The 16,841-nt window shown below is 50.2% G+C and carries 13 protein-coding genes; 11 read left to right on the top strand and 2 right to left on the bottom strand.

The window, feature by feature from the left end; all coding sequences use genetic code 11:
• Positions 1-72: 72 nt before the first annotated feature.
• Complete coding sequence (locus AC1S52_RS26885) at positions 73-1,233, top strand: SIS domain-containing protein (protein WP_482032117.1); 1,161 nt, start codon at positions 73-75, stop codon at positions 1,231-1,233.
• A gap of 204 nt (positions 1,234-1,437) precedes the next feature.
• On the opposite strand, the gene AC1S52_RS26880 is transcribed toward AC1S52_RS26885, so the two are convergent.
• Positions 1,438-1,722 (bottom strand): hypothetical protein, encoded by a 285-nt coding sequence (locus AC1S52_RS26880; RefSeq protein ID WP_482032116.1) that lies wholly within the window; start codon positions 1,720-1,722, stop codon positions 1,438-1,440.
• 303 nt (positions 1,723-2,025) lie between these two features.
• Between AC1S52_RS26880 and AC1S52_RS26875 the strand changes: the two genes are divergently transcribed.
• The 3 genes from AC1S52_RS26875 to AC1S52_RS26865 all read left to right on the top strand — a co-directional run bounded on the left by AC1S52_RS26875 (position 2,026) and on the right by AC1S52_RS26865 (position 7,976).
• A complete protein-coding gene (locus tag AC1S52_RS26875; protein ID WP_482032115.1) occupies positions 2,026-2,706 on the top strand; it encodes a hypothetical protein in 681 nt (226 codons plus the stop codon).
• A gap of 72 nt (positions 2,707-2,778) precedes the next feature.
• Positions 2,779-3,720 (top strand): alpha-isopropylmalate synthase regulatory domain-containing protein, encoded by a 942-nt coding sequence (locus tag AC1S52_RS26870; protein ID WP_482032114.1) that lies wholly within the window; start codon positions 2,779-2,781, stop codon positions 3,718-3,720.
• Between the two features lie 251 nt (positions 3,721-3,971).
• A complete protein-coding gene (locus AC1S52_RS26865) occupies positions 3,972-7,976 on the top strand; it encodes a PAS domain S-box protein (RefSeq protein WP_482032113.1) in 4,005 nt (1,334 codons plus the stop codon).
• Between the two features lie 55 nt (positions 7,977-8,031).
• Here AC1S52_RS26865 and AC1S52_RS26860 read toward each other — a convergent pair whose 3' ends face one another.
• A complete protein-coding gene (locus tag AC1S52_RS26860) occupies positions 8,032-8,628 on the bottom strand; it encodes a hypothetical protein (RefSeq protein ID WP_482032112.1) in 597 nt (198 codons plus the stop codon).
• A 232-nt stretch (positions 8,629-8,860) separates the two neighbouring features.
• Between AC1S52_RS26860 and AC1S52_RS26855 the strand changes: the two genes are divergently transcribed.
• The 7 genes from AC1S52_RS26855 to tal all read left to right on the top strand — a co-directional run bounded on the left by AC1S52_RS26855 (position 8,861) and on the right by tal (position 16,765).
• On the top strand, positions 8,861-9,184 hold the full coding sequence (locus AC1S52_RS26855) for an ArsR/SmtB family transcription factor (RefSeq protein ID WP_482032111.1): 324 nt from the start codon (positions 8,861-8,863) through the stop codon (positions 9,182-9,184).
• Positions 9,185-9,380: 196 nt separating this feature from the next.
• Positions 9,381-10,424, top strand: a complete 1,044-nt coding sequence (locus AC1S52_RS26850; protein WP_482032110.1) for a PstS family phosphate ABC transporter substrate-binding protein — start codon at positions 9,381-9,383, stop codon at positions 10,422-10,424.
• 199 nt (positions 10,425-10,623) lie between these two features.
• Entirely contained in the window at positions 10,624-11,637 is a 1,014-nt protein-coding gene (locus AC1S52_RS26845; protein ID WP_482032109.1) for an ArsJ-associated glyceraldehyde-3-phosphate dehydrogenase, read from the top strand.
• A 157-nt stretch (positions 11,638-11,794) separates the two neighbouring features.
• Entirely contained in the window at positions 11,795-13,057 is a 1,263-nt protein-coding gene (gene arsJ, locus AC1S52_RS26840) for an organoarsenical effux MFS transporter ArsJ (protein WP_482032108.1), read from the top strand.
• Positions 13,058-14,197 (top strand): ACR3 family arsenite efflux transporter, encoded by a 1,140-nt coding sequence (arsB, locus tag AC1S52_RS26835; protein ID WP_482032107.1) that lies wholly within the window; start codon positions 13,058-13,060, stop codon positions 14,195-14,197.
• 222 nt (positions 14,198-14,419) lie between these two features.
• Complete coding sequence (gene fbp, locus AC1S52_RS26830) at positions 14,420-15,484, top strand: class 1 fructose-bisphosphatase (protein ID WP_482032106.1); 1,065 nt, start codon at positions 14,420-14,422, stop codon at positions 15,482-15,484.
• A gap of 138 nt (positions 15,485-15,622) precedes the next feature.
• On the top strand, positions 15,623-16,765 hold the full coding sequence (gene tal, locus AC1S52_RS26825) for a transaldolase (RefSeq protein ID WP_482032105.1): 1,143 nt from the start codon (positions 15,623-15,625) through the stop codon (positions 16,763-16,765).
• The last annotated feature ends 76 nt before the right edge of the window (positions 16,766-16,841 follow it).

Genomic DNA, 16,841 nt, shown 5'->3' with positions numbered 1-16,841 from the left:
TTCCAATTGAAGAAGCGCGATCGCCCATCCATCGGGAACAATCAAACCAACCACCATTCAGGATGAAACCCATTGTTGCCCCAGCCCCCAGCCCAAAAACCGAACGCCAACCCCATCGATCCCCAGGGTTATCCCCACTTCATGCTGCAAGAAATCCACGCCCAGCCCGAAGTTTTACAAACCTGCCTCTCCACCTACCTGCTCCCCTACCCCTCCGCTCCTCTGCTCCCCTGTCCCCCTGCCCAAATCCACATCCTCGCCAGCGGCACCAGCCGCCACGCCGGACTCATTGCCCAGTACTGGTTAGAGCAAATCGCAGGGATTCCCACCAGAGTGCGATCGCCCTCCGAATTTTTGTCCGCCCCGCTGCCCCTCACCCCCAACACCCTGACCATCGCCATCACCCAATCCGGCGAAACCGCCGATACCCTGGCAGCCGCCAAACACCAGAAAACCCGCTACACCCATCTGGCAGATGCCCTCCCCAACCCCCTGTTTGGCATTACCAATCACCCCCATAGCACCCTAGCCACCATCGTCGATCGCCTGCTGCCCACCCTCGCCGGAAAAGAAACAGGCGTTGCCGCCACCAAAACCTTTACTGCCCAGTTAGCCGTTCTGGCTTGCCTCAGCCTGGAACTTGCCAATCAGCTTCACGCCATTGGTCACGACGAATGGCAACCACTCACCACCGACCTGCGATCGCTGCCCAGCCAGATCCAAACGATCCTGGAGCAGCAGTCATCCATTCAGGCAATCGCCCAGAAACTCGCGTCCGCTAAAAACTGCATTGTGCTAGGACAGGGAGTGAACCGCGCGATCGCCCTCGAAGGTGCCCTCAAACTGAAAGAGACCACCTACATTCATGCCGAAGGGTACGCCGCAGGCGAATTCCTCCACGGACCCATCGCCTTACTGGAACCTGGCATTCCCGTAATTGCGATTCTGGTTCCAAACAATGGTGCTAACCTGACTCCCGACCTCACCAGCGAGCAGGTTCTTGCCACCCTTCGCCGAATCAAATCCCACCCCGTTCCCGTGATTGGCATCACCACCACAGCCAGCCACAGCCAGTTATTTGATCACTCCATCCTGTTGCCTGCGATCGATGAGCGACTATCCCCCTTTCTGACCGTCATTCCCCTACAACTGCTGGCATACTACATCGCCCTCGAACGGGGCTTAAACATCGATCAACCGAGAAACATCACTAAGACCTTGACCAGACAGTAGGGTGGTTTACAGAGATTATTACTGCCCCAGTACGGTAGCCAGAGTTCTTGCCACCAGCGGAATGGCTGTAAGGGACTCGCAAATTAATAAAGTCTCAACGTCATTCCCGCGCAGGCGGGAATCCATCGTGGAGCATCTTGTCTAGCAGGTACTTTATTTGGGGGCACATCCCTTATGAGATCAAAGGCATCGTAAAAAGGGAGCCTACAGAACTTTTTTCCAGAAAGGTTCTTCTTTCTTCTCTATCTGGAGGAAACTGAAATTTGACTCCCGCAATCTTTGCCGTTCTGATTCATTCAGTAGACTGGTAAAAACCATCAGAATGATCGCGATCGCGATCGCCATCAGAAATAGGTTCGGTAACTCATCACCCACCTGGCTGATCCGTCGCCATTCCCCACACACCCGGCAATACTCTACATCTTGTTTATCAGGGTGCATCGCAATCTGACAACGGGGCATGAAACTGTCACTGTAGGGGCATCTCATAGGGCTATCCTCGATGATCAACAAAAGCTGTCATGCTGTATTGCAAGTAAATTCATTAGTAATTCTATTTGATATACGTTTGATATACAATATTCTGTAGTGAAAGATACATATCTCAGAAATTGGGGTCGCTATTGTTCGGCACGGCAGCGAGGCAAGCAAGGCGATCGCGCCTCAAATACCCCAAAATTTACAGACAGGACTTGAAGATTTAGTAAACTGCCTCTAGAATTAATTCCAATTGGCGTTAAGCTAGCTCGGTGCCAGCATAAGGTTCTTGGCTAAAGCGGAGCGGGTAAACAAATGATGAAACTCGACAGCAATGTCTATGTTTCTGTTCCAGGGTTGGATACAATTGATAGCCGGAAGAATACAAATTCAGTCAACTGTATATCAACGGAGTCTTCTGAAGCCACCATGGACAGAAAATCTGATAGAAAACTGGTTAGCTTCCGCTTGCCCGAAGATCTCATGCAAGACCTGCGGCAACGGGCAGAAAGCGATAATATTTCTGTGACTGAACTGGTTTACCGGCTACTGAAACAGGGACTACACGCCAATGCGGACGATCGCATTTCGGTCTTGGAAGCAGAGATCCAGGAGTTGAGAAGACTCAGGCAGATGAATTTCAGCAGTATTTCTCCCGCTCCTGTTTACACCATGCTGCCCCACAGCGGCTACACCCCAGAAAATGACATCGAAACCAAGCAGCGAGTCGCTAAGTTAGAGGCACGCTTGGAAGAGGTCATGACGAATGTTGAACACATTGGGGCTTTACCCGCCTATCTGGCAAAGCTAGAAACCCTGATTCAGGAGGTGCAAACCAATCGAGCAGCGACTCAGGATCCCCTGACCAATGCTCCAGCAAATACCTGGCGTGAGGAGGCTGAACCTAAGAACGTTGACCGGGAAGTTGTGCAGTCAGCGTATCCAACCAAAAAGCCGCCTTCAGAGACAGGGCGATCGTCTGAGGAAGTGGCATAAAACACCTGTTGATGATAAGTAGTTTGGTTCGTTAGGTCTCATTCATGTCCGCATTGTGTCCCATAGGGTGTTATGCGCAATGCCTTAATTACTGCAAACGTTTTCCAGAACGTTTTTAAAGATGTTTTGGGAAAATCAACTCCGTATCAGCGGTACTATGTCGATCTGCTGCGTCGATTGACAGTGCAAGACGTTCGCTGGTACATGACCGATCATGACTACGCTTTAGCTTGCAACTTCTGGGGAATTTTCAGTTTCTATGAAGACCCGGTTTGCATGGAAGCTTACCGGAACCTGTTGCAACTGGTTCACGTTTGCCCCATCGACACCTGGATTTTGGAAGAAGCTGGGTACTACCACCAGATCAACTTCTGCGATGCCCTACGGTTAGCTTGTGCCGTTGCCTACCACCTGGATGTGATTGTCACCTGGGAACCCTATTTGTTTGCCCGCACTCTGAAAGAGCATCATCAATTTGAAAGCAACTGGTCGCTGTTTGTGCGGATTCCCAGTCACAATGCGGAATCAGACGAAACCGCAGAATGCAAAATTGGTGTTTTTTCAGTGGGGGCTTTTCTGCTCTCGCCCGATAGCAATACCGAACTGGTTTCCACCGAATTGCAAACCGTGCAATACTTCCATCTGGAGCAAAGCACCCTTATCTGCGGCAACGAAAATCAGGCATCGATCCTGCTCCGCGATTCCTGCGGCAAACTCTTTGAAGCGACTGCCGAGGGAGTGACTCCCTTTGATGCGATTCAGCGGGCAGTGGACCAGATTGCCAACGAATGTTTCCCCACGATGCCACCCCGCCATTTGAGCCGCTTTTTTGTCCCCCAGGCAACCCTGTTTGGGGCAGATGCACCGATTGAAGTGGTGATCCGCATTGAGTGTGCCAGCCAGAGTTTTCAGGAAGGAGCCAGTCACAGCAGCGTCTTCCATGCCGCAACCGATGCCTACGTCAAAGTGATCAACAAAATTTGCCAGCATCCTAATCTGTCAGTGGTTGCGTGATTTAGGGAGCTACCCATTGCCAAGAAACCTTGTTTGTAAAGCTTGAATGAAGTAAAAAATTACCAGGCGTGAAACCTGCTTGGAAAAAAGGGTTTTCTCGTTGACTTTTCACGGTTGCCCTTTACCCCTCATTCATCGTCCTAAAATTCGACCTAAATTCTTTTCGTAAAAAAGCCTAGTTGGCTTGTTTCTAAGAAGAATATGGTGTTAAGGGAATGGTTACAGGGCAACCTTGCTCCCAGGAAAAAGCGATGATTCTTGATTCCAGCGATCTAGAGGCAATTCGAGAGTGCTGTCGGGATGATGCCGCCTTTGAGCAGGTGCAGGCAATCCTGACAAGAAAGTTAGTTGACTTCGGGAATGCGGTTGCGTCGGCGCAGCGGCACGGGCGATATGAAGCAATTTTGAATGCCCTCCCCGATCGCGTTTTCCTGACCAACCGCAACGGCGATAACCTTGACTTTAAAGGGACTCCAGAGGACGCTGAGCATGGATTTAGTCCAGAGACTATCAGAGGCACCAACTTAAGGGAATTTGTACCGCCTGAAATTGCTGAACGTTGCCTGGAGGCAATCAATCAAGCGTTGGATACCGGCAAGTTGCAAACGGTGGAGTATGAGCTTGGAAATATCTGGGAGCCTCATGATGGAGAACAGCGGGAGTATGAGGTGCGGGTTGTTGCCAGTGGGGAAGAAGAAGTGCTGGCGATCGAGCGGGATGTGACGGACTTAAAACAGGCAAAAAAACGTCAGCAACAGGCAGAAACTCAGTACCGCAGTATTTTTGAAGCCATTAGTGATGGGTTAATCATTGGTGACTCAGACACGGGCGCTGTCATAGAGGCGAACCCGGCAGTCTGTGAGATGCACGGTTACACTCGCGAAGAATTTATTGGGTTGTCTCCCCAAACGTTCATCCATCCAGACAGCTATTACCTGTTTGATGAATATGTAGCAGCGATCAAAGCCAATCGACCGTTTCGCTGTCGTGCTGTCGATGTCAAAAAAGATGGGACTCCATTTCATATCGAAGTGATTGGAACCCGTTTCCATTACCTGGGAAAACTCCATCTGCTCGCCGTCATCAGAGACATCACTGAGCAAGTGGCGGCAGAAGAGGCACTGCGGCAAAGTCAGGCACGATCGCGGGCACTGATCGATGCCATCCCCGATTTTGTCTTTCACCTCCATGCGGATGGCAGGTTTTTGGGGGTGAAGGCAGCCCTGAATGAAGACTTACTTCTACCTCCATCGGAATGTCTTGGCAAGACCGTAGAAATGTTGCTGGCACCTGCCATTGCGCGGCGATGGATGCATTATGTGCAACAGGCATTGCAGACGGGGGAATTACAAAGCTTTGAGTATCAAATTGCGGCGCATGGAGCCGTCCGCGATCGCGAAGCCAGGGTCGTCGTCTGTGGTGAACAGGAAGTGGTCATGTTCATGCGCGACATTACCGAACGCAAGCAGGCAGAACGTGCCAGCGATCGAGAGCGCCGCCTGTTTGCCGAAGGTCCCGTTGTTGTGTTTCGCTGGGTTGCCGGAGACAACTGGCCCGTGGATTATGTTTCTGCCAACATTGCCCAGTTTGGTTATACGCCCGAAGAATTTACCAGCGGGAGACTGCTCTACGGTCAAATTGTCCATCCGGAAGACTTGCCACGGGTTGGCAAAGAGGTCGAAGCAGGAGTGGCTGCCCATCTCAGTGCTGTGGAGCAAGACTATCGCATTATTCAGGCAGACGGCGAAATTCGCTGGATTTATGACCTGTGTGGCATTGTCCGGAATGAGCAGGGAGAAGTGACTCACTACGAGGGTTATGTATTAGACATTACCGATCGCAAACGAGTCGAAGCCGCCCTGCGAGAAAACGAGACCCGCTTCCGGCTGCTGGTAGAGCAATCGCTGGTTGGCATCTACGTGCTTCAGCAGGGCAAGATTGCCTACGTCAACCCCAGACTGGCTGAAATCATGGGTTACCCCGTTGATGAACTGGTGGGCACCTCGGTTCTCGACCTGGTGGTACCAGAAGACCGGGCAATGGCGGCTGAAAACATTCGCAGGCGGATTGAGGGAGAAATTGATGCACTCCATTACAACCTGCGAACGATCCGTAAGGACGGCGTTCAACGTGATATGGAAGTTCTGGGCAGCAAGACCATCTACAACGGACAGCCTGCCATTATGGGTACGCTGCTAGACATTACCGAACGCAAACAGGCAGAAGCCGCGCTCCGAGAGTCCGAGGAGAAATTTTCCAAGGCTTTCCATTCCAGCCCAGCCGCCATGTCACTGTCAGCTTTGGCAGATGCCCGCCTGATTGATGTGAATGGCAGCTTTCTGAAAACGGTTGGCTTCCAACGGGATGAAGTAATTGGCAAAACCTCCCTGGAACTGAACATTTGGGCAGAAGATTCCCTACGTCAGGAGGAAATGCTGCAACTTCTGGTAGAGATGGGGACGGTATATAACCTGGAAACCAAAATTCGCCGCAAGTCTGGTGAAATTGGGGTAGTGCTGTTTTCTGCGGATGTGATTACTTTCAAGGGAGAACCCTGTGTTTTAGCCGTCACCATTGACATTACAGAGCGAAAACAGGCACAGGAAGCCCTGGAACGTAGTGAAGCCCGCAATCAAGCCTTTCTGAATGCGATTCCTGACCTGATGCTGCGCATTCGTCGAGATGGAACCTATCTGGATTGTAAAGCCGATCTGGAAAGCGATTTTGTGGTTCCTCCCAGCAAAATGATTGGCAAGACCGTATCTGAGGTATTGCCACCGGATGTTGCGGAAGAGCGGATGTACTACATCGAACAAACGCTGGAAACGGGAGAAACCCAGATCTTTGAGTACCAGCTCGACCACCACGGCGAACTGCGGGATTATGAAGCTCGGCTGGTTGTGAGCGGAGTGGACGAAGTGCTGGCAATTATGCGCGACATTACCGATCGCAAGCTAACCGAAGCACAACTGCGGGCAAATGCCGAACGCGATCGCCTGCTGGGGCAGATTGCCCTCCGGATTCGGCGATCGCTGAATCTGGACCAAATCCTGACAACCACTGTGGAAGAAGTGCGCCAGTTTTTAGAAGCTGACCGCGTCTTCATCGGTCAGATTGACCCCAACTGGCAGGGCAGGATTATGGCAGAGTCCTTTGCAGAAGAGTGGGGTTCTATCCTGTCCTGGATTTCCAATGACCTGCATCTGCGGGAGATCCGAACCCTGTTTGCTCAGGGGCAGGTGCAGGCGATCGACGATACGGCTCAAGCTCATATATCGCCTATGCTGGCAGACTATTACAGCCAGTGCAACATCCAAGCCAGCTTGGGAGTGCCTATTTTGCTGGAAGATCAGTTTTTTGCGGTCCTGGTTGCCCAGCAGTGCAGTCGTTCCCGGCATTGGACACCATTTGAAATTGAGTTAATGTCTCAACTGGCAACCCAGGCGGCGATCGCCATTCAGCAAGCCCAGCTTTACCAGCAAGTGCAAGACCTGATTGCTAACCTGGAACAGCAGGTACAGGAACGCACTGCCCAGCTTCAGCAAAGTATGGTCGAACTGCAAGAACTCAGCCAGGTTAAGGACGACTTTTTACACGCCGTTTCCCACGATTTGCGGACTCCCGTGATGGGAATGCTGATGGTCTTGAAAAATCTGCAAAACAAAACAACCGATTCAGTCACGCTCTCTCGCTCAGTCTTAGACCGCATGGTCCAGAGCTGCGATCGCCAGGTCAACATGATTAACTCCTTGCTGGAGGCTCACTCTACCGAAGTTCAGGGTATAGCTCTCCATTGTGAGACGGTCAATCTCAGTCAACTGGCACGGGCGATTGTGGATGACCTGGAGGCGTTGGCGATCGAAAACCAGGCAACCCTAAATAACCAGATATCTGACAATTTGCCCGTTATCCATGCGGATCCTGCCCAGATCCGGCGAGTGTTTGAAAACCTGATCACCAATGCCCTCAAACACAACCCACCCGGACTGTGCATTACCCTCACCGCAATTGTGGAAGAGGACATGCTCCGCTGTTGCGTCCAGGACAACGGGGTTGGGATGACCGCAAAAGAATGTGAAACTTTATTCGAGCGCTATGCCCAGGGCAACCGCACCCGCCGCTCTCCTGGGATCGGTCTCGGCTTATATGTCTGTCGCCAGATTATTACTGCCCACGGCGGTGTGATTGGGGCAACCAGTTCCCCCGGTGAGGGGGCAGCTTTTTGGTTTACGCTGCCTTTAGGGGGGAGTGAATGAGTGGGGGAGTGAATGAGTGAATATTTCCCCTCTACCGTTCTACTCCTCTACCCCTCTACCCCTCTACCGATTTTGCTTCAACACAGGGCTGGGAAACCCTACGGTAAAAGTAGCCACTAAAGTAAGCAATATTCGTCGCAATCAAAAGGCTTCTGGCAACCCAGGAGTCGAGCATGGGAAAAATATAAAAAGTTGCTGCCAGAACCAGCAGTTTTTCCATCAGGCTGACCAACTTCCCGTGGTAACGAGGATCCCAGTAAGAAAAGGGGCTGATAAACCGATAGTGACTGAAGGGCAAAAAGTGACGATGGGCATCGTGATTGTGAATGGGTAAATCCCCCAGCGAGTGGAGAATGGCACTCAGAAACAGCAACTCAGCTACTTGCCAACCTGCAATATGGGCTGCGATCGCCCCTATCACTGCCAGCGGGATGGAATGGAAGCTATGGTTAACTGTTTGCCAGAATGGCTCCCAGTAAGTCTCTTGCCAGATTTGTCGCTCACACTGGCGACGAACTCCCCTTGCCCAAACGTACATAACAAACATTGGCACATCGGGCAGGATGGCTCCTACTGCAATCGGCACAACCGCTAAAGGTTGCTGATCGACCAGCAAAGCAAGGTTCACAATCGCGTGGCTGGGAGTGTTCATGGAAAGGGGGGAGTTGGATAATTGAAAGTTTTGAGTTTTGAAGCTTATGGAGAATGGCTAAAGGCTACCTGACACCTAACACCTAATCCTCATCTCCAAACCGCGTTTTACCGCTCAAACCAGTATGGCTTAAACCCTATCCGAAAACTTCCTGGGCTTAGTACCTGGTTCAGGCATTTGCGGCTTTTCCGATAGGCTTTTAGAATCGAAATGATCATTGAAGTGCAAGTGAATGATTAAGACTGATACTCCACCCGCGATCGCATCTGGTTTCCACGCCCTATCAGACCCCCTGCGGATCAAAGTAATCGACCTGCTGCGGCAGCAGGAACTTTGTGTCTGTGACCTGTGCGAACAGCTAGAGGTGAGCCAGTCCAAGCTATCTTTTCATCTGAAAACTTTGAAAGAGGCAGAGTTGGTGCGTGCCCGCCAGGATGGACGCTGGATTTACTACAGCCTTAACCTGCCCCAATTCGCTGTGTTAGAGCAGTACTTAGCAGAATATCGCCGCTTTAGCCCGATTCTGCCCGCCCGTTCTTGCCAGGATAAGTCTTGATCGGAAGGGGCGTTGATTCTGCCCTGATCCCGGACTTAATGAAAATATAGGTTCTATGTGTTCTAGATAACCTGGAGAAATCAACTTTTTTTGAAATGATTAGGAGATATAAACCCTGAGCTGAATGTGGGGTAATCTCTGTATGATTTTCGATACAAAGGCAAAATTTAGTATAGGTCTGAGTTCAATTGCGGTGATGGTGCTCTTGCTGTCTGCCTGTAATGAGCAGCAACAGGCAACTAACACGAATTCAGCGACCGAAGAGGCTGAGATTATTGAAATTTCTGCACCGATCGCAGCTGGTGTTCAAATTGATGGTTCCAGCACAGTTTATCCAGTCACAGATTTAGTTGCAAAAGAATTCCGCAAAACCCCTGAAGGGGAAAAAAGCCAAATTTCTGTTCAGTTCTCTGGGACCAGTGCTGGGTTTAGAAAGTTTTGTGCCGCTGAAACGGATATCAGCAACGCTTCTCGCCCGATATTGCTGAAAGAAATCGAAGCCTGTAACAAGGCGGGCATTCGCTTCATTGAGCTACCTGTGGCATTCGATGCGCTGACCCTGGCAGTGAATCCAAAAAACACCTGGGCAAAAGATATTACGATTGCAGAACTAAAGAAAGTTTGGGAGCCTGCTGCCCAGGGCAAAATCACTAATTGGAATCAGATTCGTAGTTCCTATCCCAACCGTCCCTTAACCTTGTTTGGGGCGGGAAAAGATTCTGGGACCTTTGATTATTTCAATGAAGTTACGACTGGAGATCCGAAGGCAAGTCGATTGGACTTTACAGGCAGCGAAGATGACAACGAACTTGTTGCGGGAATTGAAAAAGATATCAACGCCATGGGATATATTCCCTTCGCTTATTTTGAGCCAAGTCAAAATCGGCTGAAAGCCCTGGCAATTGATAGTGGTAACGGTCCGGTTGCACCCAACCGCGAAACCGTAGAAGGCGCAACTTACCAACCCTTTTCTCGACCTCTGTTCATTTACGTGAACGCCAAGTCAGCTCAAGATAAACCAGAAGTCAAGGCATTTGTTGAGTTTTACCTGAAGAATGCCAAGACTTTAGTTCCTTCCATTGGCTATGTGCCCTTACCAGATGAAGGTTACCACCTGACCAAAATTCAGTTTGCGAAAGGCAAAATCGGAACGGTGTTTGAAGGCGTACCCCAACCGAACGTGACTATTGCCCAACTGCTGCGCAGGCAGGCAGTGTTTCAACTCAGCACTAAAAATTGATGTGAGCCAGCGAGATTTTCCTGTACTGATTTCAAAGCGAAAAGCTGATTGAACAAGGAAAACTTACATAGGTGGGAGTCCTTATTCTTGATTAATGGAGGCTTCCTTTTTAGGAAAATATCAAATTTTCTTGAAATGATTAGGCATTGTGGTTAACAATAGTGAGTGGTAACCGCCACAGTCTCTCAGGAGGAAATCAATGACCATTCGGGTTGGGATCAATGGGTTTGGCAGAATGGGGCGGTTAGCATTACGGGCTGCCTGGGACTGGTCAGATCTGGAGTTTGTTCACATTAACGAGGTCAAAGGAGGTACAGCAACGGCTGCCCATCTGTTGAAGTTTGACTCGGTGCATGGGCGCTGGGCACCCGAGGTGGAAGCAGACGGCAGCGATCGCGTTTGCATTGACAGCAAATGTCTGACGTTTACGGAGTATTCCAAACCGGGTGAGGTTCCCTGGGAGGACTTTAGTGTCGATCTGGTGCTGGAGTGCTCGGGTAAATTCCGTGATACCGAGTCCCTCGATCCCTACTTCAAACGGGGGGTGCAGAAAGTGATTGTGGCAGCTCCTGTGAAGCAGGGCGCACTCAATGTAGTGGTGGGTGTCAACGACCATCTTTACAATCCCAGTGAGCACCACTTACTCACAGCAGCATCCTGCACCACCAACTGTTTAGCACCTATTGTGAAAGTGATCCATGAAGGGATTGGCATCAAACATGGAGTTATCACCACCATTCATGATCACACCAATACCCAAACCATTGTAGATGCCCCCCATAAAGACCTGAGACGGGCACGGGCAACGGGACTGTCATTGATCCCCACCACCACCGGATCAGCAACCGCGATCGCCCTCATTTACCCTGAACTCAAAGGAAAACTCAATGGTCTGGCAGTCCGTGTTCCTTTACTCAACGCATCCCTAACCGACTGTGTATTTGAAGTGTCGCGCCCAACCACCGTTGAAGAAATTAATGGCATGTTGAAAACCGCCGCAAACGGTTCCCTCAAAGGAATTTTGGGCTACGAAGAGCGCCCCTTAGTTTCCATCGATTACAAAGATGACCCGCACTCTTCCATCATTGACGCGCTCTCCACAATGGTGGTCGATGAAACCCAGGTGAAAATCCTCGCCTGGTACGACAACGAATGGGGCTACGTCAACCGCATGGTAGAACTGGCAAGCAAGGTCGCAGCAAGTTTGAAATAGTTGAGAGTTGAGAGTTTATGGGTAATGGGTCGTCCTTTGTCCTTTGTCATCCGTCATTTGTTACCGCTAAATACCAATGACCAATGACCAATGACTACTGACCAATGACCAATGACTACTGACTACCAACCAACAACCCCTCTCCCTCCCCCCTCTTATGGCTACCAAAAGCGCCTCTAAAGCCAATCTGAGAAATTACATCCTCGTGACCCTCGCCTACTGGGGGTTCACCCTTACAGACGGTGCCCTGCGGATGCTGGTGCTACTGTATTTCTACGAAATCGGCTACAGCCCATTAGAAGTGGCAATGCTGTTTCTGTTCTACGAAATCTTTGGCATCGTCACCAACTTTTTGGGTGGTTGGATTGGTTCTCAAATGGGGCTGAAAGTAACCCTCTATGCCGGAATTGGGCTGCAAATCTTTGCGCTGGTTATGCTCTCATTCCTGAATCGAGACTGGGCACAGTGGATAGCTGTAGGTTACGTCATGGTGTCACAGGCATTTTCGGGGATTGCCAAAGATTTGACCAAGATGAGTACCAAGAGTGCCATTCGGCTTGTCGTACCGCAGGATGCTCAGTCTTCCTTGTTCAAATGGGTGGCAATTTTAACCGGCTCTAAGAATGCATTGAAGGGGGTTGGCTTTTTTGTGGGTGCGGTATTGCTGGAAACGGTTGGGTTTGTGCCCGCCCTGTGGATGATGGCAATTGGGTTATTTGCCATCATGTTTACTGGGCTGTTGCTACCGAAGGGCATGGGTAAAATCAAAACCAAGGTGAAATTTAACCAACTTTTTTCCAAGAGTCGAGAAATCAATATTCTGTCGGCTGCTCGCTTCTTTCTGTTTGGCTCTAGGGATGTCTGGTTTGTCGTGGGTCTGCCGGTGTTTTTGCGGGGTCCGTTGGGCTGGTCTTTTTATGAGGTGGGCGGATTCCTGGCAATCTGGGTGATTGGCTACGGAATTGTGCAGTCGCTGGCTCCGATGTTGCTAAAACGGTTTGGCTCTGGTCGTCCACCCAATGCCAATACAATTCAGTTTTGGACGTTTACATTAACAGCCGTTCCAGCCGCGATCGCGATCGCGCTTCAATCTGGGGCATCTCCTAACGCTGTGATTATTATTGGGCTAATGATCTTTGGCGTTGTGTTCGCCTTTAACTCTGCGGTTCATTCCTACCTGGTGCTGGCATTTACCGACGACGATAAGGTGGCGCTAAATGTTGGCTTTTACTATATGGCAAACTCAGCCGGACGACTGCTAGGAACGGTTTTATCCGGTCTAGTTTATCAGTGGTTTGGGATTGTCGGTTGCTTGTGGACAGCCACTTTCCTGGTGCTTGCCGCGGGCATCGTTTCACTTAAATTGCCCAATCCTAAACCATCTAAGGCGATCGCATGGAAAGCAGAGGGCGGAGACTAAATGAACCATCCCGTTAATCTCAATCGGAAGGCGGTTCAGGCTGGGGGCAAACTCAGCTTCTTTGAACGTTACCTGACCCTATGGGTATTTCTGTGTATTGGGGCAGGCATTTTGCTGGGGCGGCTATTTCCAGGGATTGCTACCACCCTGGATGCCATGAGCTTCTATCAGGTGTCAATTCCCATTGCAGTTTGCCTGTTTTTCATGATGTATCCCATCATGGTCAAAATCGATTTCACTCAGGCAAAGAAAGCCTTTCGGACTCCTAAACCTGTGGTTTTGACTCTGGTTGTGAACTGGTTGATTAAACCGTTCACAATGGTGGTGTTTGCCCAGTTCTTTTTGGGTTGGTTGTTTCGCCCCTTGATGACGGGCACCGAAATCATCCGTGGCACCGAAATTGCCCTGGCAAACTCCTACATTGCAGGGACAATTTTGCTGGGGATTGCTCCCTGTACGGCAATGGTGTTGATGTGGGGCTACCTTTCCTACGGCAATCAGGGGCACACATTAGTCATGGTAGCGGTGAATTCGCTGGCGATGCTGTTCTTGTATGCTCCTTTGGGCAGGTGGCTTCTGGCAGCCAACGATTTAATCGTGCCCTGGCAGACGATCGCCCTCTCCGTCCTGATTTACGTGGGGTTGCCCTTAATCGCTGGGATGTATTCACGCTACTGGATTTTGACCTATAAAGGGCGAGAGTGGTTTGAATCCCGGTTTCTCAAATACCTGACTCCAGTGGCGATCGCCGCGTTGCTCCTAACGTTAGTACTGCTATTTGCCTTTAAGGGCGAGTTGATTGTCACCAATCCCCTTCACATTTTGCTGATTGCAGTGCCCCTGTTCATCCAAACCAATTTCATTTTTGTCATTACCTATGTCGCCGCATTAAAGCTCAATCTGTCCTATGAAGATGCCGCTCCGGCAGCACTGATTGGGGCAAGTAATCATTTTGAAGTGGCGATCGCGACTGCGGTTGTGTTGTTTGGGTTAAACTCTGGGGCTGCCCTGGCTACTGTGGTTGGGGTTTTAATCGAAGTGCCGGTGATGTTGATGTTGGTTCAGCTTTGCAAACGTACTGCCGCCTGGTTTCCCAGAGAACCTGAAAAAGCAACCTTACCTGACCCCCGCTGCTATTAATTCTGGGCGTTGCTGATTTTGGGTATGAATTGAGAGTTGTATGAATTGGAACGAAGTTTCAATTCATACGGCTATTCAGCACCACCTAGTTCTGTTTCTTTAGTTCACCTAAAGTTAAACCCCATTTCTAAATTGCCTCCCTAAGATAGGAGTTAGCTAATTCAGGCATCAGTAACCTGGAAAAAAGCAGGTCAACCCTACACAAACGGGGAGGATGAAACGATGGTTGATGCCTACCAACCTCTAGACTACCAATTTTCACTGGATCGGGACTGCACGACGCTGTCTCGCCACGTTCTCCAGCAATTGCAAAACTTCGGTCCTGATGCGCAAGACCTGAGTGCCTTGATGAACCGGATTGCCCTGGCAGGTAAACTGATTGCCCGCCGCCTCAGCCATGCTGGACTGATGGAAGGGGCACTGGGTTTTACAGGTGAAACGAATGTTCAGGGCGAGTCCGTTAAAAAAATGGATATTTACGCCAATGAGGTCTTTATCTCTGTTTTCAAGCAAAGCGGTTTAGTTTGCCGCCTTGCCTCCGAGGAAATGGAAAAGCCTTACTACATCCCGGAGAACTGTCCTATTGGGCGCTACACCCTACTATATGACCCGATTGATGGTTCCTCCAACGTAGACATTAACCTGAATGTGGGTTCTATTTTTTCTATCCGCCAGCAGGAAGGGGAAGATAAGGACGGCACTGCTAGCGATCTGCTTCAGAACGGGCGTAAGCAAATTGCTGCGGGCTATATCCTTTATGGACCCAGCACGATGCTGGTTTATTCCATCGGTCGCGGCGTTCATGCTTTTACCCTGGATCCCAGTCTCGGCGAGTTTATTCTCTCCGATGAAAATATTCAGATCCCAAAACATGGACCTATCTACAGCGTCAACGAAGGAAACTTCTGGCAGTGGGATGAATCCATCCGTGACTATACCCGCTACGTTCACCGCCACGAAGGCTACACCGCCCGATACAGTGGTGCCCTGGTTGGCGACATTCACCGCATCCTGTACCAGGGGGGGGTCTTCCTCTACCCTGGCACCTTAAAGCAACCCGAAGGCAAACTACGGCTGCTCTACGAAACGGCACCACTAGGTTTCCTGATAGAGCAGGCAGGCGGACGTGCCAGCACCGGCACCCAGGAGATTCTAGATGTCATCCCCGACAAAATCCATGCCCGTACACCTTTAGTCATAGGCAGTCAGGAAGATGTTGCCCTGGTTGAATCTTTTATTCAGGAACGAGTACGAGAGAAGGAGGAAAAAGTTCCAGCACCGCGTTAGATATGGAGGGAGAGGGTAGGGGAGTCAATTCAAAGTTGAGAGTTCAGAGTGCGAGTTGGCAGGTGGGAGTCCACACTTGACCACTGACCACTGACCGCCCCCTTACCCCCTGATTTTTCACCGTTTGGAGTATACGCAATGACTGCTAATCATTTACAAGAAATCGCCTCCCTTGGTCAGAGTATCTGGATGGATAACTTGACCCGTGACCTGATTCAATCGGGTGAACTACAGAAGATGATTGAAACACGGGGGCTGAGAGGAATTACCTCAAATCCGGCGATTTTTGAGAAGGCGATCGCCGGTAATCAGATGTACGATGCCGATATCGAAGCGGGGATCAAAGCAGGTAAGCCACTTCTGGAGATCTATGAATCCCTCATCTTTGATGACATTCGGCATGCCTGCGACATTTTCCGCCCGATCTATGAGGAGACGGGTGGTTTGGATGGTTACATCAGCATTGAAGTGCCACCCAATATTGCCCGCGATACGGAATCTACCATCAATGAAGCCCGTCGCTATTATCGGGAAATTGGTCGCCCCAACGTGATGATCAAAATCCCTGGCACCCCAGAAGGACTGCCTGCGGTTGAGCAAGCAATTAGCGAGGGGATCAACGTCAACATCACCCTTCTGTTCTCAGTCCAAAGCTATGTTGAAAGCGCCTGGGCGTATATTCGTGGCTTAGAGAAACGGGTGGCGCAGGGTGAAGCGATTAACAAAATTTCCTCCGTTGCTAGCTTCTTCCTCAGCCGAATTGACATCATGATTGATGACCAGCTTGAGACGAGGATTAAAGGTACCGATTCCCCTGAAATTGCTGAAAAGCTGAAGTTTATTGAAGGAAAAGTGGCGATCGCCAACGCTAAAATCGCCTATCAGGAATATAAAAAGATTATCCAGAGCGATCGCTGGAAAGCCCTGGCTGACAAAGGTGCCAACGTTCAACGCCTGCTCTGGGCGAGTACCAGCACCAAAAATCCTGACTACAGCGATGTCATGTACGTAGACGAATTGGTAGGTCCTGATACAGTCAATACCCTGCCACCGTCTACGATTGAAGCGTGCTTCGATCATTGCGATGTCGCAAATCGGATCGAGACCGATGTCGATTCTGCCTATCAACTGATCGAGAGCCTCAAAGATCCCGACATCGACGTTGATCTGGATCAGGTCATGGACAAACTCCTGGACGAAGGTATCGACAAATTCATCCAGCCCTTCAACTCTTTAATGAAGTCTCTGGAGAATAAAGCCAGTCAGCTTGCAGCCGTTTAGGGAGGGAGGAGTTGTTGGTTGTTAGTCAGGGGTCAGTAGTTATTGGTCATTTTCAACTCTTAACCTCTACTCCCTC

This window comes from Kovacikia sp. CALU 1929 (assembly GCF_056784235.1).
Note: the sequence above shows the minus strand (reverse complement) of the source record. Positions and strands in the feature narration are given on the sequence as shown.